We start from the raw sequence: 22,419 nt of genomic DNA, 5'->3' as shown, positions 1-22,419 counted from the left end.
CATGAGCATCATCAACAGGGCAGCCGCCATTGGCGGCGGTGTCATTGGCGCCGGCTGGGTGGCGCGGCTGCTGCTCAACGGCATCGACGTGTCGATCTTCGATCCGGACCCGGAAGCGTCGCGCAAGGTCTCGGAAGTGATGAAGGGCGCGCGCCGCGCCTACAAGCAGATGGTTCCCGGCGGCCTGCCCAGGGAAGGCAGACTGACCTTTGCCAAGACCATCGCCGAGGCGGTGGCCGACGCCGATTTCATCCAGGAGAGCGTGCCGGAGCGGCTCGACCTCAAACACCGCGTACTGGCCGAGATCGATCTCTACGCGCCGGCCAACGCCATTGTCGGCTCGTCCACCTCGGGCATCAAGCCGACCGACATGCAGGTGGCGATGAAGAAGCATCCGGAGCGTCTGGTTGTCGGACATCCCTTCAACCCGGTCTATCTGCTGCCGCTGGTCGAGATCGTCGGCGGCGAACAGACCTTTCCAGAGGCGATCGAGGTCGCAAAGGAGATCTATGCATCGATCGGCATGAAGCCGGTGGTGATCCGCAAGGAGATCGAGGCCTTTGTCGGCGACCGCCTGCTCGAAGCGGCCTGGCGTGAGGCGCTGTGGCTGATCAAGGACGGCATCTGCACCGTTGAGGAACTCGACGACATCATGCGCTATGGCTTCGGCCTGCGCTGGGCGCAGATGGGCATGTTCCAGGTCTATCGCGTCGCCGGCGGCGAAGCCGGCATGCGCCACTTCATGGCGCAGTTCGGGCCGTGCCTGAAATGGCCGTGGACCAAGCTTGTGGACGTGCCGGAGTTCAACGACGAGCTGGTCGATCTTATTGCCACCCAGTCGGACGACCAGGCGCACGGCCTGTCGATCCGCGAACTGGAAAAGATCCGCGACGACAATCTGGTCGCGATCATGGATGCTCTGTCGAAACAGAACAAAGGCAAGGGCTGGGGCGCCGGCGCCTTGCACAAGGACTATACCAGGCAATTGGCCAAGCTGGCGGCGAAGAAGCCGGCCGCATCCAGGGCCGCCGAGAAGTCCAAGGCATCCAAGCCGGTAAAGAAGGCGGAAAAACCGAAGAAAAAGAAGAAGGGCTGAAGACCATGGATTTCGGGCTGTCGGAGGAACAGAAGCTCATTGTCGAGACGACGCGCGCTTTCGTCGAGAATGAGCTTTACCCGCATGAACGCGAGGTCGAGCGCACCGGCGTGCTGCGCCGCGAGCTGATCGAGGAGATCAAGGTCAAGGCAATCGAAGCGGGGCTCTATGCGGCCAACATGCCGGCCGATGTCGGTGGCGCCGGCCTCGATACGGTGACCTGGCTGCTCTACGAGAAGGAACTCGGCCGCGCCAACTATGCGCTGCACTGGACCTGCGTCGCGCGCCCCTCCAACATCCTGCTCGCCGGCACGCCCGAGCAGCGCGAAAAGTACCTGTTCCCGTGCATCCGCGGCGAGAAGTGGGACTGCCTGGCGATGACCGAGCCCGGCGCCGGCTCCGACCTGCGAGGCATGAAGGCGACCGCGGTGCAGGACGGCCACGACTGGGTCCTTAACGGCACCAAGCATTTCATCTCCCATGCCGATCTTGCCGATTTCGCGATTTGTTTCATGGCTTCGGGCGAGGAAGAAACGCCGCGCGGCAAGCGCAAGAAGATCACCGCCTTCTTCGTCGACAAGGGCACCAAGGGGTTCACCGTGCGCGACGGCTACCGCAACGTCTCGCATCGCGGCTACACCAACGCCATCCTCGAATTCGACGATTGCCGCCTGCCGGCAAGCCAGGTGCTGGGTGAGGTCCACAAGGGCTTCGACGTCGCCAATTCCTGGCTCGGCGCCACGCGCCTGCAGGTCGGCGCCACATGTCTCGGCCGCGCCGAGCGGGCGCTCGGCCACGCCATCGAATACTCGGCGCAACGCCAGCAGTTCGGCCAGCAGATCGGCAAGTTCCAGGGCGTGTCGTTCAAACTCGCCGACATGGCGACCGAATTGAAGGCGGCGGACCTGATGGTGTTCGAAGCCGGCTGGAAGTACGATCAGGGCACCGTCACCGATCAGGACATGGCCATGGCGAAGCTGAAGGCTACCGAAATGCTCGCCTTCGTTGCCGACGAAGCCATCCAGATCCATGGTGGCATGGGGCTGATGGACGACCTGCCGTTGGAACGCATCTGGCGCGACGCCCGCGTCGAGCGCATCTGGGAAGGGACATCGGAAATCCAGCGCCACATCATTTCGCGGGCGCTGCTGCGCCCGTTCGGGGCATAACCCATGCACAAGCTTGAGCGTCTGTTGCGCCCAAAATCCATCGCGGTGTTCGGCGGGGCCCAGGCCGCCGCCGTCGTCGCCCAATCGATCAAGATGGGCTTTGCCGGCGAAATCTGGCCGGTGCATCCGAACAAGGACGAGGTCGCCGGCCGCAAGGCCTATCGCTCGGTCGCCGAATTGCCCGGGGCGCCCGACGCTGCCTTTGTAGGCGTCAACCGGCATCTCACCATCGACGTGATCAAGGCGCTGGCCGAGCGTGGCGGCGGCGGCGCCGTCTGTTTTGCCGCGGGCTTTCTCGAGACCGAGGCCTATGACGACGATGGCGAGCGGCTGCAGGCCGAACTGGTGGCCGCGGCCGGCCAGATGCCGATCATCGGCCCGAACTGTTATGGCCTGATCAACTACGCCGACGGCGCGCTGTTGTGGCCCGACCAGCATGGCGGCATCCGGCTGCCCGAAGGCGCCAAGGGCGTCGCCATCATCACCCAGTCCTCCAACATCGCCATCAACATGACGATGCAGAAGCGCGGCCTGCCGATCGCCTTCCTGATGACGGCCGGCAACCAGGCGCAGACCGGCCTCTCCGAAATGGCGCTCGGCCTGATCGAGGACGAGCGCGTCACCTCGCTCGGCCTGCACATCGAAGCCTTCGATTCGGTAGCCGGCTTCGAGAAGCTGGCCGCGCGCGCGCGCGAACTGAAGAAGCCGATCATCGCCATGAAGGTCGGTCGCTCCGAACAGGCGCGGCAGGCGACGGTCTCGCACACGGCATCGCTGGCCGGCTCGGACGCTGCCTCGGGCGCATTCCTGCGGCGGCTCGGAATTGCCCGCGTCGATTCCATCCCCGCTTTCATCGAGGCGCTGAAGCTGCTGCATGTCACCGGGCCGCTGCCCGGCTATCGTCTGTCATCGATGAGTTGCTCGGGCGGCGAAGCCTCTGTCATGGCCGACAGCGCCGAAGGCCGCTGGGTCAATTTCCCGGAGCTCACCAGCAAACACCGCGCCCATGTCAAATCGACGCTCGGGCCGCTGGTCGCGGTCGCCAACCCGTTGGACTATCACACCTTCATCTGGAACAATGAACCGGCGATGACCGCCACCTTCACCGCCATGGTGTCGGGCGGTTTCGACCTCAACATGCTGGTGCTCGATTTCCCGCGCCCCGACCGCTGCTCGGTCACCGACTGGTGGGCGACGCTGCGCGCCTTCGAGGCGGCGCTGAAGACCAACAAGGCGCATGGCGCGATTGTCTCGTCGCTGCCGGAGAACCTGCCGGAGGAATACACCGCCGAGCTGATGGCGCGCGGCATGGTGCCGTTGTTCGGTATTTCCGAGGCCATGGATGCCGCAGGCGCGGCGGCCTTCATCGGCTGGGCCTGGGCCGAGCCGCAGGCGCAGCCGATCGACACGTCGGCTGCAGGTGCTGCCGGCGGCGACCATGTCACCCCTGACGAGGCCGAAGCCAAGGCGCGGCTGATCAAGGCCGGCTTGCCGGTGCCGAAGGCAGAACGTGCCGCCAACGCTGTCGAGGCCGTCATCTCATCCATGGCGCTCGGCTTCCCGGTGGCGCTGAAGGCGCTCGGCGTCACCCATAAGTCGGAAGTCGGCGCGGTGCGGCTCAATCTGAAAGACGCCGAATCCGTGAGCACGGCGGCGCATGATCTGCTGCCGCTCGGCACCGGCCTCTATGTCGAGCGCATGGTGCGCGACGGCGTTGCCGAACTGATCGTCGGCTTCACCCGCGACCCGATGTTCGGCGCCGTCATGACGCTGGGCACCGGAGGCGTGCTGGTCGAGCTGTTGCGCGACAGCGTCACGCTGATGCTGCCGGCGACGCGCGACGACATCGAGGCGGCCCTGCGTGGCCTTAAACTGTTTCCGCTGCTGGACGGCTATCGTGGCCGGCCCAAGGCCGATGTCGGGGCTGCCATCGACGCCATCGCGGGCATTGCCGGCTTCGTGCAGACGAATGCCGGAGAGATCGAGGAACTCGACATCAACCCGCTGATCGTCTGCGCCGAGGGCAAGGGCGCCTGGATCGCCGACGCGCTGCTGGTGCTGGGAGAGAAGAAGAATGTCTGACGTCATTTCCACCCGCCGCGAGGGCACCATCATCGAGGTCACGCTCGACCGGCCCAAGGCCAACGCCATCGACCTCAAGACCTCGCGGCTGATGGGCGAGACCTTCAAGGCGTTCCGCGACGATCCCGGATTGCGCGTCGCCATCGTCAAGACCGCCGGCGACAAGTTCTTCTGCGCCGGCTGGGATTTGAAGGCAGCCGCCGGTGGCGACGCGGTCGACGGCGACTATGGCGTCGGCGGTTTTGCCGGCCTGCAGGAGCTGCGCGACATGAACAAGCCGATCATTGCCTGCGTCAACGGCATGGCGGTGGGCGGCGGCTTCGAGCTGGCGCTGTCCTGCGACCTCATTTTCGCCTCCGACCATTCCTCCTTCGCCCTGCCCGAAATCCGCGCCGGCACGCTGGCTGATGCCGCGACGATCAAGCTGCCCAAGCGCATTCCCTATCATGTCGCCATGGACCTTCTGCTCACCGGCCGCTGGATGGATGTGGCGGAAGCGCATCGCTGGGGGCTGGTCAACGAAGTGCTGCCCAAGGACAAGCTCGAGGAGCGCGTCTGGGAGATCGCAAGGCTGCTCGCCGGCGGCCCGCCGCTGGTGTTCGCCGCGATCAAGGAGACGGCGCGGGTGGCCGAGGCGCTGACCTTCCAGGACGCGATGAACCGCGTGACGCGCCGGCAATTGGCGACGGTCGATGCGCTTTATGGCTCGGAGGACAATATGGAAGGGTTCCGGGCTTTTGCGGAGAAGCGCGACCCGGTGTGGAAGGGGAAGTAGCCTCTTTACCCTCCCCTCGATGGGGAGGGTCGGACCGAAGGTCCGGGGTGGGGTGATGCGCCACCCCGCCCCCCCCCCCCCCCGCGGCGGCGGGGGCGGGCCCCCCCGCCGGGGGGGGGGGGGCCCCCCCGCCCCACCACCCCCACCCGCCGCTTCGCGGCGACCTCCCCCATCAAGGGGGAGGTAAAGGAGCTGCATGACCGACTACAAAACCCTCATCGACGCGGAAACCTGGGCCTTCATCGAGAAGACCAACTCCTACTATCCTCCCGACACGATCGACTACACGATCGCCCAGCAGCGTGCGATCTATGACAGGATGTGCCGCGAGTTTTTTGCCGGCTATCCCGATGGCGTGACGGCGGAAACGACAATCATTGCCGCCCACGACATCCCGATCCGCATTTATCGCAGCGCGACACCGGGCCATGCCGCGATGGTGCTTTACATCCATGGCGGCGGCTTCATCCTCGGTGGGCTGGACAGCCATGACGATGTCTGCGCCGAGCTGTGCGCCCGGACCGGCTTCGAAGTGGTCTCCGTCGACTACCGGCTGGCGCCGGAGCATCTGCACCCGGCCGCCTTCGACGATGCGCTGCATGCCTTCGAATGGGCGGCCTCAAACTACGACTGCCCAAATTTGCTCTGCGGCGACAGCGCCGGCGGCAATCTCTGCGCGGCTCTCGCCCACGCAACGCGCAGCCATGCCAAAAAGCCGATCGGCCAGGTGCTGATCTATCCCGGCCTCGGCGGCGACTGGTCGAAGGGCTCCTATGTGACGCAGGCCGAAGCGCCGATGCTGACCATGCGCGACCTCGTGTTTTACAAGAGTATCCGAACCGGCGGCCTCGATGGAACCGGCGACATCACTTTGTATCCACTGGCCGACGCAGATTTCATCGGCCTACCACCGACAGTGCTGATCACCGCGCAATGCGACCCGCTGTCGTCGGACGGCGAGGCCTATCGCGACCGCGTCCTCGCTGCCGGCGGCCATGCCGCCTGGTTCGAGGAGCCGGGACTGGTGCACGGCTATCTCCGGGCCAGGCACACGGTCGGCCGGGCCCGCGCCAGCTTCAACCGTATCGTCGAAGTGGTGTCGGTGCTCGGCAAGGGCGACTGGATCGGGTGAACGGCTCAGCCGCGGACAAAGGCGATCAGCGCCTCGGCCATGCGATCGTTGAACTCCCGGCGAAAGCGGTTTTTCTTCAGCCATTCCGGATTTGAGCCGACGGTCTTGTTGGCATCGACGACAATGCCTTTGCCGTCGACGATGAAATAGTCGATGGCGCCGAAATCCAGATTGAGCCTTTGCCGCACCGCCAGCACCTCCGGCGGCACCGCGCCGCCCACCTCATTGCTCAGGATTTTTGAGCCGGCGCACAACACATCGTCGTAGACCTGCCGCATGTTGATCTCGGCGCCGAGCAGGAACATGTAGCGGTGTTTGACGATGGGCAGGTCGAGGGTTTCGAAGGCGAACTTTTCCACCATCAGGCGATTGTTGCGCCATACATTCCGAGGAACCTCGCCGATCGTCTGGTAGACCTTATAGGGCGGGCACAGGCGGTCCTTGTAGCCGGGTTCGAAGAGCTTGCGGATGACATGCGCGCTCCTGGTCAGGCCGTTGCGATGCTGCCACCAGCGCTGCTCTGGCCGACCCCTGGAGTTGAGGACGGTCTTGACGACAACCGGCCCCTTGTGGCTGTCGCCGGCCTCCAGCTTCAGTGTCGAATAAAGGTGCCGGTGGATGGACAGCGCGCGGCCATTGATGGTGCGGTCGTAGAGGTGGCCGAGACCGCGGTACGTTGGCGGCACGATTGTCAGGTCGACATGCAGAAAGGCCACCGGCGCCCGATCTCGGCCGGCCGGCCGGTCGAGCAGGCGCACTTTCAATCCAGCCTGTTCCAGGTAAGGCAGTAACTGCGCGATGCTATAGCTCCGCACCAGTCGGAAATTGCGCAGGCTCTCTACATAGACATCGAGATCGGCGGCAGACACCGAACGCTATTCCTTGATATCGACGCCCGAGAAATCGTGGTGATCAAAGGGGTCCATGACATAGCCCGTCACCTGTTCGCGCATCGGGATCGAGACCACGGAGTGGGCGATAGCGACCCACGGCATCTGCTCCCTGAAGATCGTTTGCGCCTGCGAATAGAGTTTTGCGCGGGCAGCGGGATCGACGATCCCGGCTGCCTGCTTGAGCAGATCGTCGAAGGCCGGAAAACACCAGTTGGCACGATTGGTGGTGCCGACGCCGGCACAGCCAAGCGGCACCGACAGGAAGTTATCGGGGTCGCCATTGTCGCCAGTGAAGCCGAACAGCATGGCGCCGTCGCGGTCGCGTGACTTCGAGCGGGCAAGGTATTCAGTCCACTCATACGTCACGACTTCCACGGTGACACCGATCTTTGCCAGGTCGGACTGGATCATTTCGGCCATACGCTGCGCATTCGGGTTATACGGACGCTGCACCGGCATCGCCCAGATCTTCATGTGCAGGTCTTTTACGCCGGCATCGGCGAGCCCCTGCCTGGCGGCAGCGGGGTCGAAGACATGATCGGGGCTCGTCTTGTCATAGGCCCAGGAGGTTGGCGGCAGCGGATTGCGTGCGACTTCGCCGGTGCCGCGGAATACGACGTCGACCAGCGCCTGCGTGTCGATGGCAATGGCGATCGCCTTCCTCACCCTTGGATCGTCGAAGGGCTTCTGCAAGGTGTTGAAGGCGAGGTATCCCGTATTGAGGCCCTCCTGCCGCATGACCTTGATACCGGGTGTCGCCTTGATCGCGTCCAGGTCGGCCGGATTTGGATAGGGCATGAGATCGCATTCGCCGGCGCGCAGCTTTTCCATGCGAATGCTGGCATCGGTGGCAATGGCGAAGACGAGATCGTCGATCTTCGGCTTGCCGCGCCAGTAGTCCGGATTGGCCTTGTAGCGGATGACTGCATCCTGCTGGTAGTCGACAAGCTGGAACGGACCCGTCCCGACCGGCTTCAGCGCCAGGTCGAGAAGCCGCTTCTCTGCGACGAGCTTGTCGGCATATTCCTTGGAAACGACCGAAGCGAAATCCATCGCCAGGTCGGCAAGCATCGGCGAATGCGGCGCCTTCAGCGTCATCACCACAGTATGGTCGTCAAGCTTGCGCCAACCGGCGACAAGATCCGGCATGCCGATGCCGTCGAAGTAAATGTACTGGCGTTTGGCGTAATTGTTGAACGGGTTCTGCGCGTTGGCCTGCCGGTCGAAGGTAAACAGCACATCATCGGCGTTGAAGTCGCGGCTCGGCGTAAAACCCTCGACGCTGTGGAACTTCACGCCGTGCCGCAGGTGGAATGTGTAGGTGAGGCCGTCGTCGGAAATCTCCCAGCTTTCGGCAAGGCCGGGGCGCACCTTGGTGGTGCCGGGCTCGAACTCGACCATGCGGTTGTAGAGAGCGGTGGCCGAGGCGTCGCGGGATCCGGAGGCGAGTGCGGGATCGAACGTATCGGGGCTAACCTCGGTGCAGTAGACCAAGGTCTTGGCTACGGATTGATGGACCGGCAACGCACATGGAAAAAGCGCCGCCAGCAAGAGAACGAAGTGCCTGCGTGTCATGATCCCCCCAGGGTTGGGAAGACGCTAGCAGAAGCCGGCACTGACGGTAAGTAAGCCGGCCGGTCTTTCGCGCGCCAAGACTGTTTTCCACCTTGAGTTGACACAAGGAATTAGCCGCGCCTCTGTGAAATGGCGGACAGACCCGGCCGCCGTTTTGCATGAACCTTTCCGCTTCAGCCTGCGACTGACGACCAGGCGCCGCATGGTGCGGGCCGGAAAGGATGCCCCCATGACCAGGACCCCAGAGGCTCCACGGTCTCCGGGACCAACGCAAGCTCAGCGCGACCACCGCCTTCGGGATGGAGTCGATGCGCTGGGCTTTCGGCTGATTCCGTTGACCCTGCGCAGGAGCAGGCGTATCGTGAAGATGAGGAAAGCAGACAATTCGATCAGGGACGAACGTGCCGGAACGCCACGCCTTGCCCTGTTTCGCGCGGCCGGACCGGATGTTCCTCCCGAAAACTTCGGGGGGAGTTTTATGTCCTGCGATCGCGGCGCGTCCATGTCGTCTCCAAGCGGCGGTTTGCGCCGTTCGCTCCATCTGGGCGGCGGTTTGCTTGCCCTGGCGCTGAGCGCCGCGCTCTGGTTGGGCACAGCCGCCCAAGCGCAGGAAACCCAGATCATCTATCCCGGCTCGATGGCGGTCACCGGATTTTCCGGCACCGTCATTCCCAATTTCGACTCTGCCGATTCCGAAAGGGGGGGGCTGCCGCCCGGCGTCGACCCGGTCGACGAAACCTTCATCGACACGACGCGCGCCACCTTGCGCGTCTTCGACGTTTCGGCGCTCGGCGGACCGGCTTCCGGCCAGCTCGTCTACACGCCGCCGCCTTTCGAGGTGACGGCCGAACAGATCGGCCAGGTATTCGCCATCACCTATGATGACGGTATGCGCGACGGCGTTCCCTCGGGCGTCCCCAATCTCTATGCCGGCGCGACCTCGCTGCACGGCATCCGTATCGTCACCCCGGACGAAGATGCCGACGGTCGGCCCGAGCGACAGCGCCGCGGCACCGCAGGCGCCGTCTTCATGGACGGCCAGTTCGGCACCGAAAGCGGTGGCGGTCCGGGCACGATCTGGAAGATCGACGGCATCACCGGCGCGGTCTCCAAATTCGCCGACATTGACACCAACAGCGGTTCCGGCATCGGCGACATCAGCTTCGACAGCAATCACCGCGAGTTCTTCGCCAGCGATCTCGACACCGGCCTCATCCACCGCCTCGACGCCAACGGCACGCTGATCGACACATTCGATCACGGCGTTGCCGGGCGGCCGGCGCATGGGCTGGCTCCCGTCGCCGATGACGGTGCGGTGATGGACATACAGGGTGCTGCCTTCGACTCGGAAGACCCCGACACATGGGGCTACACGCAGGACGAACGCCGCGTCTGGTCCGTCGCCTATCATGGCGGCCGGCTCTATTATTCGGTCGGCGAAAAGGCCGAGATCTGGTCGGTTGGCATTGCCCGCGATGGCAGCTTTGCCGGTGATCCGCGCTGGGAGCTGACGGTCAAGGCCGACAAGGACTACGCCGTCACCGACATCGCCTTCGACAACCAGGGTTTCATGTATCTGGCGCAGCGCGGCCCGGTCGAGAATCGCTACGATTACAGCCAGTTCGCCGATTCCGGCAAGGGCGAGGTCATCCGCTACTGGCGCGAAAACCCGGACGATCCGGCAACGGAATCGGTCTGGGTGGAAGAGCCGCAGGAATATGCGGTCGGCTTCCCGCAAGGCAACCGGCAGTCGGCCGGTGGGCTCGACCTGCAATATGGCTATGACGCCGACGGCAATCTCGACACCGGCGTGTGCACCGACACGCTGGTCAACACCGGCGACAAGCTGCGCGACAACCCGACACTTGCCGACCAGCTCGCCGCCGGCGGGCCGCTTGCCGTGCACGGCGTGCAGATCACGCCGACGCCGTTGGTCAAGCCGGCCAACGTGCCGCCTTTCGGCTCGTGGTTCGTCGACTTCGACGGCTATTTCGAAGACCCAGAAGTGGAAGGCCATGTCGGCGACGTCGAGGTCTGGCACCCCTGCGAAGGCCGTGCCGGCTATTATGAAGAGATCCCCGGCGGTTATCTGCCGCCGTTCTATCCGCCGGACTTCCCACCGCCCGGCGATCTGCCTCCGTGCATCGATGTCGAGGATGTTCAGTTCTACTGCACGCCTCGCGGCCTCCAGGCCGACCTCTATCTCCATGACCATGCCGGCTTTGGCGGCGATTCGATCAAGGTCCAGCCTTCCAGTGAGACAAAGTCCAGGACACCAGGCGTCGGGGTGACATCACCCCAGTCGCATGCTCCCGGTAAGCCTTACACGGTCGACATCACCGGCCATTCTCCGGGCGACAGAGTCGATGTTGGACTTTGCTTCTACAGGCAGTCCGACAAGGACAAGGGTGGCTACTACCCTTGCTGCAAGATGACTTTGCCGCTCAGAACCCCAGCCGTCAGCTGCGAACGTTGAGGAGGGGAAGATGAAAAATCTCGCACTTTCCCCGACCGCGAACAGCAGTCAATCCACCGGCAAGCAGCCAACCGTCATGGAGACCATCATGAAACCCCTGTCATATGCCAGGCGCGGCGCGCGCTGGCTGATGGCGGCCGGTATCGCGGTCGCGATGTTCACCCCTGTGGCAAGCCACGCCGAAGATGCAGTCCCGATCACTCCGGAACTGCGGCTCGACCTGGACAATTCAAAAATCGTCAATCCGAGGCCGGAACGGATCGTGCCGTTCTTCACCAAAACAGGCACACAGAGGAGCTGCGACTACGTCGTCTACTCCCTGAGCTTTGGCCTGCGCGGCGACCCGCAAGGCTTTGCCGACCCAAGCTTTTCGGCCAGGCTGAAGAAACTCCAACTCGACTTCAAGGATCAGCTTCCGCACGGTCTTGCGATCGTCAACGTCAACGTGTCCGGCGACGGCACGGATGCGTCTGGCGGACCGCTGCCGGGTGCGACAATCAGCACCTCGGCTAATCCGAACGATACGGCAACGGTCTCCGATTTCCGGATTTCCACCACCGATCTCGACGGCGCCGGGGCTGGCAATGAACGCGTCATCAATTTCAAGATCACCGCCAAGATCGACCATGCGGCGTTTCCTTCGCCGACCATCGTCGACAACCAGGGCATGATCAAGGTGACGCCGGGCGTCGGCACGGGGGCCATCATCCCGTCGCAGGATCCGGGCAAGCCCGACGACGGCGACTACAAGACCGGGGCCAAGACCTCGATCAAGATCGACCTCACCAATTGTGACAAGCGGCCTCCGCCTCCCGACCGGGAATGTTTCAAGGTGGAGCGCGGCACGGTCGATTGCGTGCAAGGCGGCGGCGCGTTCATCTACCACATGCCTGTCGGCCCGGAGATGGGCGGCAAATGGGTGCAGGTATCGACGACGACCCCAGGCATCACCATCATCCCCGACACGCAATTGGTGCCGGCGGGCGGCGGTGTGCTGAACTGGAAGATCGTCGGTGCGTCGCCCGGCGACGTCATCCACCTCATCGCAACCGGCATCGAGACCTATGCCGGCCCGAAGGAGGGCTGGGGACTATGCTGCACGCAGACCATCGACATCGTCATCCCGCGTGACTTGAGATGTCCGCCCAAGGACAAGGAACCGGACCTCAAGGTCGAGAAACGCGCCGACGTGACGCGTTGCACGATGGGCGGCGGCTGCGACTTCACCATCAAGGTCACCAATGTCGGCGACGGGCCGTATCACGGCAAGATCGTGCTCGACGAGGTGACGCTGCCGGCCGGCTCGACTCTGGATTCAGGGCCCAATCCGCCCTGGGTATGCATGCCCGGCGTGACCCCGATGACGTGCACCTATCCGGTGACCACGCTCAATCCGGGGGCCTCCATCAACCTCAAGCTCGGCTTCAAGCCGGCGGGTGGTTGGCAAGGCAGCGCGCTGCGCAACTGCGCCACCTATAACTACGGCGCCAGCGGCAAGCCGCTGTTCGGCAGCCAGCAGAACGATCGCGGCTGTGCCTCGATCCCGATCTGCCGGCGTGGCGACCGCGACCGCGATTGCCGGCCCCCGGTCGACAAGAAGGTCGACCTGATCCTGAAGAAGCGTGCCCGCATCCCGGTCTGCACGCCCGACGGCATCTGCTACTTCGTGATCGACATCATCAACAATGGCAGCGTCCCCTATAATGGGCCGCTGACGGTTATCGACAATTACCCGGGCGGCGCGCCGGTCTCTTCGACCTTCGGCCCGTCTCCGCCCTGGACATGCGGACCGAACGGTCCTGGCCAGTTCCGCTGCGACAATGCCGGCATCGTGCTGATGCCGGGCGCATCGACGCCGATCGTCGTCAAGGCGATCATGCCGGCCGGCTACCAGTCGGATGCGGTCGAGAACTGCGCGGCGCTGAAGCCCGTCCCCGGTGAGGTCGACCTCACCAACAACAAGGCCTGCGCCAAGGAACGCTTCCGTCGTCCCAATGGCGGCAAGCCGACCCTGCGCATAACCAAGGTGTGCAACGGCTCGCTCGCCGGTGCAGCGGTGGTTTCCTGCCGCATCACCGTCATCAGCCTTGGCACCGCTGCCCCCACCGGTCCGGTGCGGGTCAACGATGCTGCCACGCTGATATCGGGTGGCGCGCCGGTCCAGATCCAGACCGTCACACCCGACGGCGCGGAATGGGCCTGCGGAGCGGTTCCGGCCAACGCGCTGTCGTGCCAGATACCCGGCGCCGCGATGACTCCCGGAACATCGAGGCACTTCGATGTGACGGTCTCGGCCAATGGCGCGTTCGAGAACTGCGCACGCGGCTCATACGGCCCGGCCCCTGGAGACGATATCGTCTACCCGATCGGCCAGGCCTGCGCCAAGGGCGGCGGCACGTCCACCATCAGCGTCAAGAAGACCGGCGATGCCGAGTGCCAGCCCGGGCAACCCTGCTCGTTCGAGATCACCATCACCAATGATGGCCAGACCGCCTTCTCCGGTCCGGTCCGCATCGGCGATGCGATCGGGGTGGACGGCCTGGGGCGGCTGCAAGGCGTCGCGATCACCTCGATCGAACCGCCCTTTGGCTGCTCGCCCGAACCGACGACCTTGCCGTTGACCTGCATTGCCAACCTGACGCTCGGCGCCGGGGAAAGCCATGTGCACAAGGTCACCGTGGTCCTTCCCGACGCTCCCCTGGTCAATCTGCGGGGCAACGTCAGCGGCCAGAACTGCGTCGGCGTCTTGTCTCCCGACACCAGGGTGCAAGGCGGCGGCGACGTACTGCCCGGCGACCTGACCAACGTCCAGGGCGATCACGGCAAGGCCTATGCCTGCCATCCGTTCACCATCAAGCGCGAGGTGAAGAAGGAATGCTCGCCAGGCTTCGTCATGAACGATGCCGGCCGGTGCGTGTGTCCGGAAGGCACGACGTTCCGCAACGGCCAGTGCTCGCCCGACGGCGGCGTCATCATCCAGCCGAAGGATCCGAGGCCCTGCGTGCTGCTCAAGGGCCAGGTCCGCACCGAGGATGGACGCTGTGTCTGCCCGCGCGGAACCGAGCTTGAGAACGGCGCTTGCGTCAAGACCGACAAGCCTGGCTGCGCCATCCCCGGTTCGGTCCCGACGTCGGACGGCAATGGCTGCTACTGCCCGGAAGGTACGCATCTCGACCGACAGGCAAATGCCTGCGTGCGCGACAAGCAGAAGCCCGAGCAGTGCAGCATACGCGGCCAGGTTCATGACGCCGATGGCGATTGTGTCTGCCCGCGTGGGACAGAGGAGCGCAATGGAGCCTGCCGGCCGATCCGGCCAAAGCCTGAACAATGCTCGATCCGTGGTCAGATCCAAAACGCCAATGGCGATTGCGTCTGCCCGGACGGCACAGAAGTCAGGGGCAAGGTCTGCCGGCCGATCCGGCCGAAGCCCGAGCAGTGCTCGATCCGCGGCCAGGTCCACGACGCCAACGGCAATTGTGTCTGCCCGCGGGGTACCGAGGTGCAAGGCAATGCCTGCCGGCAGAAGAAGCCTGTGCTGGAACAGTGCGACATACGCGGCCAGGTGCACAACAAGCGCGGCGAGTGTGTTTGCCCGCGCGGCACCCAGGTGATCGACGGCGCATGCCGCAAGCCGAGGCCGCAGGTGGGAGACTGCGCCCCGGGCTCGCAGATGGTCGGCGGCCAGTGCGTGCCGATCATCAGGCGGCGCTGCCCCGAAGGCACCGTTGGTCGGTTCCCGAACTGCAGAGCCATCCGGCAGCAGCCGTCGCTCGACCCGACCCTGTTGCTCAATCCAGGTGTCCTTCAGCAGTTCATACCGAAGCGCACGCCGCAGACGCAGGTACAGCCGCAAAGGGATCCGGCGGCCAACTTCAAGCCATAGGATCTGATACGAGTCAAAATTCAGAACCCCGCCGGAGCGATTCGGCGGGTTTTTTTCGTCAGCGCGATCGGGGTCCGCCGCATCTCGTCGTTGAAATGCCGGTGCAATCTTCCTCGGACACCAGCAAGCCGCTGTCGCCCGACGGTCCCTCGATAAAGCCGTCCAGCGACGTCAGCATGGAAGAGACGGTCTTTCCCGTCTGAGCTCTCCTTTCTGTTTTCGCCAATTGGGCCATAACCGGAAGCGAGGCCGAGCAGGTAAGGCATCAGCCGGGCCGCTCCTAGCACAACAAATACCGACTTTCCCTTTTCGGGATCATGGTCTAGGCAGACGTTTGGATCGCGCCCGCAAACAGGGCGCCCAAAGGGGCCGCATCATGAGCAGGAAGACCCTGATCGCGCCATCGGTGCTGGCGTCGGATTTCTCGAAGCTCGGCGACGAGGTCGAGGCGGTGACGGCGGCCGGCGCCGACTGGATCCATCTCGACGTCATGGACGGGCATTTCGTGCCCAACATCACCTTCGGCCCGCCGGTGATCAAGGCCATCCGCAACCGCACCAAGGCCTTTTTCGACTGCCATTTGATGATTGCGCCGGCCGATCCTTATCTGGCTGCCTTTGCCGATGCCGGCTGCGACGGCATGACCGTGCATGCCGAGGCCGGACCGCATCTCGACCGCTCGCTTCAGACCATCAAGGGTCTCGGCAAGAAGGCCGGCGTATCGCTCAATCCGGCGACGCCGGAAAGTGCGATCGAATATGTGCTCGACCGGCTTGACCTGATCCTGATCATGACCGTCAATCCGGGTTTCGGCGGGCAGGCCTTCATCCCGGCCATGGTCGACAAGGTCAAGCGGGTGAAAGCTCTGATCGGAAACCGGCCGATTCGCATCGAGATCGACGGCGGCGTGTCGCCGGAAACTGCCCCCCTTGTCACATCAGCCGGCGCCGATGTGCTGGTGGCAGGCGCCGCCATCTTCAAGGGCGGCAGCGTCGAAGCCTACCGGGCCAATATAGAAGCCATCCGAACCGCGGCCGACCGGGCTGCCGGCTGACATCAGTTCCAGGGCAAGTTCCCGGCTGGTCGGTTCTCCTCGGCCTGATCTCCCTGCCTGATCCTTCGATCTCCCAAGAAGCCGTCAACGGGTGGCAGCCGCAAGGGCATCGCGGCACGCGACAGGATCGCGGCATCCGGCACTAGTTTTGGCCCATAAACCTAGTGGATAACTGCCGAAGGGATCTGCATGCGGGGAGAGGTCAATCCGGCGGCATGACGCGCGTTAAGACAAAATTATCCGTATTCGGGATCTCGAAGCTGTTTCTCGAGGGCACCTGCCATGCTGGGAGACAAACTTTCTTCAGAAGAACAAGTTTTTCACGATTTTAGTTACTTCCGGCGGATAAGATGCGGCCAACCTTCCTCTTTAAGTCGAATATCGTGATCTTTCGCTTGAGGGGCGGATGCCTTAGGAGCTACAGTAGATTCACACGGGAAATCGTTTGCTTCGCGAACGGGCTAGCGGAGCTTGGGAGAGCTACAGGAGTCATATTGACCTACGGATCTACCGATGTGAGCGAAGGCGCGGGACCCAAGAGCACACTCGCTAGTACGGTCTATCAACAGCTTCGCGACGATCTCCTGCGCGGCGTGTTTGAAAGTGAAAGCAAGCTTCGTGTCGAATGGGTGGTTTCCCGTTACGGCGCCGGCGCCTCACCGGTTCGCGAGGCCCTCAACCGACTTGCTTCGGAGGGTCTGCTCGGCCGCCACGACCAGCGCGGTTTCTTCATCATGCCGGTCAGTGCCCCGGAACTTGAGGAATTGACGCGCACTCGCTGCTGGCTGGAAGAGCGGGCCCTGCGTGAATCCATTGCCAACCGCACCGGCGAATGGGAAGAGCAGCTCGTGCTGGCCTTGCATCGCCTGGCGCGTGCCCCGCGCCGCTTGCCGGAGGATCCGTCCTCGAACAATCCGGAATGGGAAAAGCTGCACCGCGCCTTCCATCGGGCACTGATCGCAGGCTGCCGCTCGCATTGGCTGACCGGCTTTTGCGACCAGCTTTCGGATCAGGCCTCCCGCTACCGGCTGATCTCCCAGGACGGCAGCGAGCGCGACGAAATCAGTGAACATCGGCTGATTGCGGAGCGCACGGTGGATGGCGATGCCGATGGCGCCGTTGAAGCCCTCCTCAACCACTACCGTCTGACGGCAGCCATGTGCATGGAGCGCTTCAACGACAGCGGCGATCCACGCGTGAGCGCCACCAAGGCGCTGCGCAGCCGCAGATAGAAGCGCTTCCGGTCCGCTATCCAAAATCCGCCCGCTATCCAAAATCGCCCGTTATCCAAGTCCGCTTGCCTTCATCTGATCGGCGGCAAACCCGATTTCACGTTTTTGCCGGACGGAGGCGAAATCGTTTCCTTTGTTCCAGGCCATCCGGCTTCTAAATCAAAGGGATAGAGCATGACGTCCTCCGAAAACCGCTTCACACTTTTCGGCATCATCTCTAGGGAATGCGCATGACCAATCACCTGTTCGACGCGTTCCGCAGCCGGATTTCAGCCTCCGAGCGCATCCTGATGGCGACCGATGACGGACGCGCGATCGCCTATGGCGACACGTTGGCGCAATCGGCACAGCTGGCACATGCGCTGAGGCATTTCGGCGTCGAGCCGGGCGACCGCGTTGCCGTGCAGGTCGAAAAAACCCCCGAATGCATTTTCCTTTACCTCGCCTGCCTGCGCGCCGGCGCGGTCTTCCTGCCGCTCAACACCGCCTACACGCTGGCCGAACTCGGCTATTTCTTCGGCGATGCCGAGCCGCGGCTGGTCGTCTGCGACCCGGCCCGCGCCGGCGCTATCGCGCCCCTGGCGCAGGCGTCGGGTGCTGCCACCGTCACGCTTGGCAGCAATGGTGAGGGCTCGCTGACCGAACTGGCGGCACAACAGCCCACGGATTTCGACGCCGTAGCGCGCGGGCCGGACGATCTGGCCGCAATCCTTTACACATCCGGCACCACCGGACGCTCCAAGGGCGCCATGCTCAGCCATGAAAACCTGGCCTCCAATGCGCGCGTGCTGGTCGAGCAATGGCGCTTCACCGGGGATGACGTGCTGATCCACGCGTTGCCTATCTTCCACACGCACGGCCTGTTCGTCGCCACCAATGTCACCCTGATGGCCGGAGCCTCGATGCTGTTCGAGCGGAAATTCGACGCCGGCCGCATCGTCTCGCTCTTGCCGGGCGCGACAGTGCTGATGGGTGTGCCGACCTTCTATACCAGGCTGTTGCAGCAGGACGGGCTGGATGCCCCGGCGGCGAAGAACATCCGTCTGTTCATTTCCGGCTCGGCGCCGCTGCTCGCCGAAACGCACAAGGTCTGGCGCGAGCGCACCGGCCACGCAATCCTCGAGCGTTACGGCATGACCGAGACCAACATGAACACGTCGAACCCCTATGAGGGCGAGCGCCGCGCCGGCACGGTCGGCTTCCCGCTGCCCGGCGTTTCGCTGCGCATCACCGACCCTGACAGCGGCGATGCGCTTGGCCAGGGTGAAGTCGGCATGATCGAGGTCAAAGGTCCGAATGTCTTTTCCGGCTATTGGCGCATGCCGGAAAAAACCAAGGCGGAGTTTCGCAAGGACGGCTTCTTCATCACCGGCGACCTCGGCATCATCGACGCGGACGGCTACGTCCACATCGTCGGCCGCGGCAAGGATCTCATTATCTCCGGCGGCTACAACATCTATCCCAAGGAGATCGAGAGCGAGATCGACGCGGTTGCTGGCGTCTTGGAAAGTGCCGTCATCGGAATTGCCCATCCCGATTTCGGCGAAGGCGTCACCGCTGTCGTGGTGCGGGCGCCGGCATCGCAGATCACCGGGGCCGAGATCGTTGGCGCCATTGCCGGCCAGCTGGCCAAATACAAGCACCCGAAGCAGGTGATCTTCGTCGACGAGCTGCCGCGCAACACGATGGGCAAGGTGCAGAAGAACCTGCTGCGCGAGACCTACAAGGGTCTCTACGGCTAATCCATAGCCGGCTAATGTCTTTGCCCAAGCGCTTCGCCTGGACATCTCTGTTCGCGGTTCGGCAGTGGCGCCTTTTACCTGCGCGGCTTTTTCACCCGAGTGCTGGAACCCCACAAAGCGCGGTTCAGCAGGCTGCGTTTGCGCTTGCGCGGGATGAGGTCGACATCGCTGACGAGCTTGGCGCCGCCCTCCCGCCGCTCCAGGGTGATCTTGCGGCTGTGGAAGGCTTCGAGCTCCGTACGATGCGCCACGCTGATGATGGTGACGTCAGGCAGTTCGCGGATCACCGTCAACATCATCGTGTCCTGGCTCTTCTCGTCGAGCGCCGAAGTCGCTTCATCCAGCACCACGATATCGGGGCGATGCAGCAGCAGGCGCGCGAAGGCGAGGCGTTGCTTTTCGCCGCCCGACAGCGTCTGGTCCCATGGCGCCTCTTCCTTGATCCTGCCGGTGAGATAGCCAAGCCCCACCTTGTCGAGGGCAGCCTTGATTTGCTTGATGGTCCACTTGTCCGCCGCCGCGGGATAGGCGACCGCGCGGCGAAGCGTTCCGGAAGGGATGTAGGGGCGTTGCGGCAGCATGAACAGGCGCCTGTCGGTGTGGAAATTGACGCTGCCGCCGCCCCATGGCCACAGGCCCGCGACGGCCCGCACCAGCGTCGACTTGCCTGAACCGGATTCGCCTGAAACCAGCACCCGCTCGCCCGGTTCGATCACGACCTCGGTTTCCTTGACCACGGAGGTGCCGTCGTCGAGTGTCACGGAAAGATTGTCGAGGCTGAGGATGGCGCCGTCTTCGGCTTCGCCTCGGTTGATGCGTCCGAGCGCATCGCTCTGCTCGGCGCGCTCGAGCCCGTCGAGCGACATCATCAGCGAGGCAATGCGCCGCGCGGAGGCGTTCCAGTCGGCGAGGCGCGGATAGTTGTCGACCAGCCAGCCGAACGCGCCTTGCACGATGCCAAAGGCAGACGCCGCCTGCATCACCTCGCCAAGCGTCATCGAGCCTTCGAGGAATTTTGGCGCGCACAAAAGGATCGGCACGACCGGCGCAAACAGGCTCGATCCCTGCGACACCGCCGCCGTGCGCATGTGCTGTCCGGTCAGCAGAGCCCATTGCCTCAGCACGTGGCCGAAATTTCTGTCGATGCCGCTGCGCTCCTCGTCCTCGCCTCCCAGCAAGGCGATGCTCTCGCCGTTTTCGCGCACGCGCGTCAGCGTGTAACGCAGTTCGGCCTCCGCCTGGTTCTTCCGCTCGGAGAGTTGGACGAAATCGCGGCCGATGACCACCATCGAGGTCGAGGTGATGGCGGCATAGATGATCGCGGTGATGACCAGAAAGCCGGGAATGGTGATGCTCTCGCCGCCGATCGGCAGGGTGAGCGCGCCGCCGATGGTCCACAGCACGACGATAAAGGTCGAGGCCGACAGGAACGCGTTGAGGACGCCGGCGGTGAAATCGACCGGCGACTCGGTGGCGATGCGCAGGTCCTCGGTCATGCGGGCCTCGGGGTTCTGGTGGTCGCCGCCCACGAGGTTCAGCTGGTAGTAGCGGCCGTTTGCCAGCCAGCGCGCGACCACCCCGGTGGTCAGCCAGGAACGCCAGCGGCGCTGGATCGTCATGCGCAGGTAGACCTGCGCGACGACAAGGCTGCCGCTGCAGATCACCAGCGGCACGAATACGGCGCTGAGGAGATAGACCGTGCGGGCGTTGCGCTGCTCGAGGGCATCGAACATCGAGCGGTTCCAGACGTTGATGCCATACTGGAAACCGATGTTGATGCAGATCAGCAGCAGCACTCCGATCGTCAAAGGCCAGGCGAGCTTGTCGCCATGCCTCCCCCAATAGCCGCGCCCGCTGATCCAGAAACGCCGCAGCAGATATTTTTTGCGCGCCTGCTCGGGCGTCAGCTTGGGATCGGGTTCGACGGCATCCGGCGGCGGCGCAGCCTCGCCAACGGGCTCGGACGCGGCTTCGGCGGCCGATGCTTTTTTCTCGCGCGGCGTGTCCTCGCGCGGTCCATCTCCGCGCGTTTGCCGTGACGGCTTTTCCCGACGCGACTTCGTGGCATCGCGCGCTTCGATGCCGTCGGCCGGTTTCGATTTGGGTTTTGCCTCGGACATATGCCCCGACAACGACCTCCATATCAAAAGGTTTCATGGTATGCGCCTGCCCGACGTTTCAGGAAACGCCCGTCATTGCGGATATAAAAGCCCAACGACATGTTCTGCGATGGCGAGGCTGGCGGTAAGGCCAGGGCTCTCGATGCCGAACAGATTGACGATCTGACCGCCCCCGTGGTCAGCCGGTCCCTGGATGACGAAGTCGGCGGCCGGCTGGCCCGGACCGGACAGTTTCGGCCTGACGCCGGCATAGGCCGGTTGCAGGGCGCCGTCCGCCAGGCCGGACCAGTAGCGCCTGATTTCGTCGTAGAAGGCAGCGCCTCGTGCGGGATCGACGGTATAGTCGACGCGATCGATCCATTCGACATCCGGGCCAAAGCGCGCGCTCCCCGACATGTCGAGGGTCAGATGCACGCCGAGGCCGCCATGGACCGGCACCGGATAGATCAGCCGCGAAAAGGGCGAGCGGCCGGAAAGCGCGAAATAATTGCCGCGCGCCAGCCACAGCGGCGGAACACGGTCTTGCGGGAGGCCTTCGATGCGGCCGGCGAGCGCCTGCGCGTCGAGGCCGGCGGCGTTGATGAAGGCGCCGGTCTTCAAGGTGAAACCCTCGCCATCGGCGTCGCGCGTGTCGATCCGGATGCCGTCGGCTTCGATGCTCGCGCCTGAGACAACGGTGAGCAAGGCGAAAGATGCGCCGGCCGCTTCCGCGTCTCCACGCAATGACAGCATCAGCGCCTGGCTGTCGACGATGCCGGTTGACGGCGACAGCAGCGCGCCGGCGCAGCTCAGCGCCGGTTCCAGGCTTTCGGCCTCTGCGCGCGTCAAAAGCTTGAGGTCACCGACTCCGCATTGCGCCGCGTTGATCTGGATCGCCTGCAGTTTGTCCAACTGGTCGGGTTCGACGGCAACGATCAGTTTGCCGGTGCGATGATGGGCGACGTCGTGCTCGCGGCAATAGGCATAGAGACGCTCGCGGCCGTTGACGCAGAGACGGGCCTTCAGGCTGCCCGGCGTATAATGAAGCCCGGCATGGATGACTTCCGAATTGCGCGAACTGGTGCCCGTGCCGATGGCTGCGGCCTTCTCGACCACCAGCACCTCGCGGCCCGACAGCGCCAGCGCGCGGGCAATGGCGAGGCCGACAACACCGGCTCCGGCGACAACGCAGTCGACATCATGCATGGGTG

General features: G+C 64.0%; 14 protein-coding genes. 10 read left to right on the top strand and 4 right to left on the bottom strand.

Annotated elements, in window-relative coordinates; translation table 11 throughout:
- Position 1 precedes the first annotated feature (1 nt).
- The 5 genes from NKK50_RS12555 to NKK50_RS12535 all read left to right on the top strand — a co-directional run bounded on the left by NKK50_RS12555 (position 2) and on the right by NKK50_RS12535 (position 6,254).
- Positions 2–1,096 carry a 3-hydroxyacyl-CoA dehydrogenase NAD-binding domain-containing protein gene (locus NKK50_RS12555; RefSeq protein ID WP_352543503.1) on the top strand — a complete coding sequence of 365 codons (1,095 nt, stop codon included), beginning with the start codon at positions 2–4 and terminating at the stop codon, positions 1,094–1,096.
- A 5-nt stretch (positions 1,097–1,101) separates the two neighbouring features.
- On the top strand, positions 1,102–2,265 hold the full coding sequence (locus NKK50_RS12550) for an acyl-CoA dehydrogenase family protein (RefSeq protein WP_023694246.1): 1,164 nt from the start codon (positions 1,102–1,104) through the stop codon (positions 2,263–2,265).
- 3 nt (positions 2,266–2,268) lie between these two features.
- Complete coding sequence (locus tag NKK50_RS12545) at positions 2,269–4,347, top strand: acetate--CoA ligase family protein (protein ID WP_352543502.1); 2,079 nt, start codon at positions 2,269–2,271, stop codon at positions 4,345–4,347.
- Positions 4,340–5,122: a carnitinyl-CoA dehydratase gene (locus NKK50_RS12540; protein ID WP_352543501.1), complete on the top strand. Its 783-nt coding sequence runs from the start codon at positions 4,340–4,342 to the stop codon at positions 5,120–5,122. Before NKK50_RS12545 ends, NKK50_RS12540 begins: the two co-directional genes overlap by 8 nt.
- A gap of 196 nt (positions 5,123–5,318) precedes the next feature.
- Positions 5,319–6,254, top strand: a complete 936-nt coding sequence (locus tag NKK50_RS12535) for an alpha/beta hydrolase (RefSeq protein WP_352543500.1) — start codon at positions 5,319–5,321, stop codon at positions 6,252–6,254.
- A 5-nt stretch (positions 6,255–6,259) separates the two neighbouring features.
- Here the strand turns inward: NKK50_RS12535 and NKK50_RS12530 are convergent, their stop codons facing one another.
- Both NKK50_RS12530 and NKK50_RS12525 read right to left on the bottom strand, forming a co-directional pair.
- Complete coding sequence (locus NKK50_RS12530) at positions 6,260–7,123, bottom strand: hypothetical protein (RefSeq protein WP_023745175.1); 864 nt, start codon at positions 7,121–7,123, stop codon at positions 6,260–6,262.
- 6 nt (positions 7,124–7,129) lie between these two features.
- Positions 7,130–8,722: an ABC transporter substrate-binding protein gene (locus NKK50_RS12525; protein ID WP_352543499.1), complete on the bottom strand. Its 1,593-nt coding sequence runs from the start codon at positions 8,720–8,722 to the stop codon at positions 7,130–7,132.
- A 202-nt stretch (positions 8,723–8,924) separates the two neighbouring features.
- Here NKK50_RS12525 and NKK50_RS12520 point away from each other — a divergent pair, with 202 nt between their 5' ends.
- The 5 genes from NKK50_RS12520 to NKK50_RS12500 all read left to right on the top strand — a co-directional run bounded on the left by NKK50_RS12520 (position 8,925) and on the right by NKK50_RS12500 (position 19,109).
- Positions 8,925–11,198 carry a hypothetical protein gene (locus tag NKK50_RS12520; RefSeq protein ID WP_352543522.1) on the top strand — a complete coding sequence of 758 codons (2,274 nt, stop codon included), beginning with the start codon at positions 8,925–8,927 and terminating at the stop codon, positions 11,196–11,198.
- A 10-nt stretch (positions 11,199–11,208) separates the two neighbouring features.
- The gene (locus tag NKK50_RS12515) at positions 11,209–15,081 is read left to right on the top strand and encodes a DUF7929 domain-containing protein (RefSeq protein ID WP_352543498.1); all 3,873 of its coding nucleotides are present in this window, start codon (positions 11,209–11,211) and stop codon (positions 15,079–15,081) included.
- Between the two features lie 376 nt (positions 15,082–15,457).
- The gene (gene rpe, locus NKK50_RS12510; protein WP_023668852.1) at positions 15,458–16,135 is read left to right on the top strand and encodes a ribulose-phosphate 3-epimerase; all 678 of its coding nucleotides are present in this window, start codon (positions 15,458–15,460) and stop codon (positions 16,133–16,135) included.
- Positions 16,136–16,629: 494 nt separating this feature from the next.
- A complete protein-coding gene (locus tag NKK50_RS12505; protein WP_352543497.1) occupies positions 16,630–17,367 on the top strand; it encodes a GntR family transcriptional regulator in 738 nt (245 codons plus the stop codon).
- A gap of 230 nt (positions 17,368–17,597) precedes the next feature.
- The gene (locus NKK50_RS12500) at positions 17,598–19,109 is read left to right on the top strand and encodes a malonate--CoA ligase (RefSeq protein ID WP_352543496.1); all 1,512 of its coding nucleotides are present in this window, start codon (positions 17,598–17,600) and stop codon (positions 19,107–19,109) included.
- A gap of 74 nt (positions 19,110–19,183) precedes the next feature.
- Here the strand turns inward: NKK50_RS12500 and NKK50_RS12495 are convergent, their stop codons facing one another.
- Positions 19,184–21,229 (bottom strand): ABC transporter ATP-binding protein/permease, encoded by a 2,046-nt coding sequence (locus tag NKK50_RS12495; protein ID WP_352543495.1) that lies wholly within the window; start codon positions 21,227–21,229, stop codon positions 19,184–19,186.
- A 72-nt stretch (positions 21,230–21,301) separates the two neighbouring features.
- Positions 21,302–22,414 carry an NAD(P)/FAD-dependent oxidoreductase gene (locus tag NKK50_RS12490; RefSeq protein ID WP_023834395.1) on the bottom strand — a complete coding sequence of 371 codons (1,113 nt, stop codon included), beginning with the start codon at positions 22,412–22,414 and terminating at the stop codon, positions 21,302–21,304.
- Positions 22,415–22,419: the final 5 nt, after the last annotated feature.

The sequence above is a fragment of the Mesorhizobium sp. M0001 genome (assembly GCF_040324255.1).
GTDB lineage: Bacteria > Pseudomonadota > Alphaproteobacteria > Rhizobiales > Rhizobiaceae > Mesorhizobium.
Note: the sequence above shows the minus strand (reverse complement) of the source record. Positions and strands in the feature narration are given on the sequence as shown.

Bases quoted from the DNA above. Each gene is read 5' to 3' on its own strand.
- NKK50_RS12550 (WP_023694246.1), top strand. From the start codon at position 1,102: ATGGATTTCGGGCTGTCGGAGGAACAGAAGCTCATTGTCGAGACGACG.
- rpe (WP_023668852.1), top strand. From the start codon at position 15,458: ATGAGCAGGAAGACCCTGATCGCGCCATCGGTGCTGGCGTCGGATTTC.
- NKK50_RS12495 (WP_352543495.1), bottom strand. From the start codon at position 21,229: ATGTCCGAGGCAAAACCCAAATCGAAACCGGCCGACGGCATCGAAGCG.
- NKK50_RS12525 (WP_352543499.1), bottom strand. From the start codon at position 8,722: ATGACACGCAGGCACTTCGTTCTCTTGCTGGCGGCGCTTTTTCCATGT.
- NKK50_RS12515 (WP_352543498.1), top strand. From the start codon at position 11,209: ATGAAAAATCTCGCACTTTCCCCGACCGCGAACAGCAGTCAATCCACC.
- NKK50_RS12490 (WP_023834395.1), bottom strand. From the start codon at position 22,414: ATGCATGATGTCGACTGCGTTGTCGCCGGAGCCGGTGTTGTCGGCCTC.
- NKK50_RS12520 (WP_352543522.1), top strand. From the start codon at position 8,925: ATGGTGCGGGCCGGAAAGGATGCCCCCATGACCAGGACCCCAGAGGCT.
- NKK50_RS12555 (WP_352543503.1), top strand. From the start codon at position 2: ATGAGCATCATCAACAGGGCAGCCGCCATTGGCGGCGGTGTCATTGGC.
- NKK50_RS12500 (WP_352543496.1), top strand. From the start codon at position 17,598: ATGACCAATCACCTGTTCGACGCGTTCCGCAGCCGGATTTCAGCCTCC.
- NKK50_RS12535 (WP_352543500.1), top strand. From the start codon at position 5,319: ATGACCGACTACAAAACCCTCATCGACGCGGAAACCTGGGCCTTCATC.
- NKK50_RS12540 (WP_352543501.1), top strand. From the start codon at position 4,340: ATGTCTGACGTCATTTCCACCCGCCGCGAGGGCACCATCATCGAGGTC.
- NKK50_RS12545 (WP_352543502.1), top strand. From the start codon at position 2,269: ATGCACAAGCTTGAGCGTCTGTTGCGCCCAAAATCCATCGCGGTGTTC.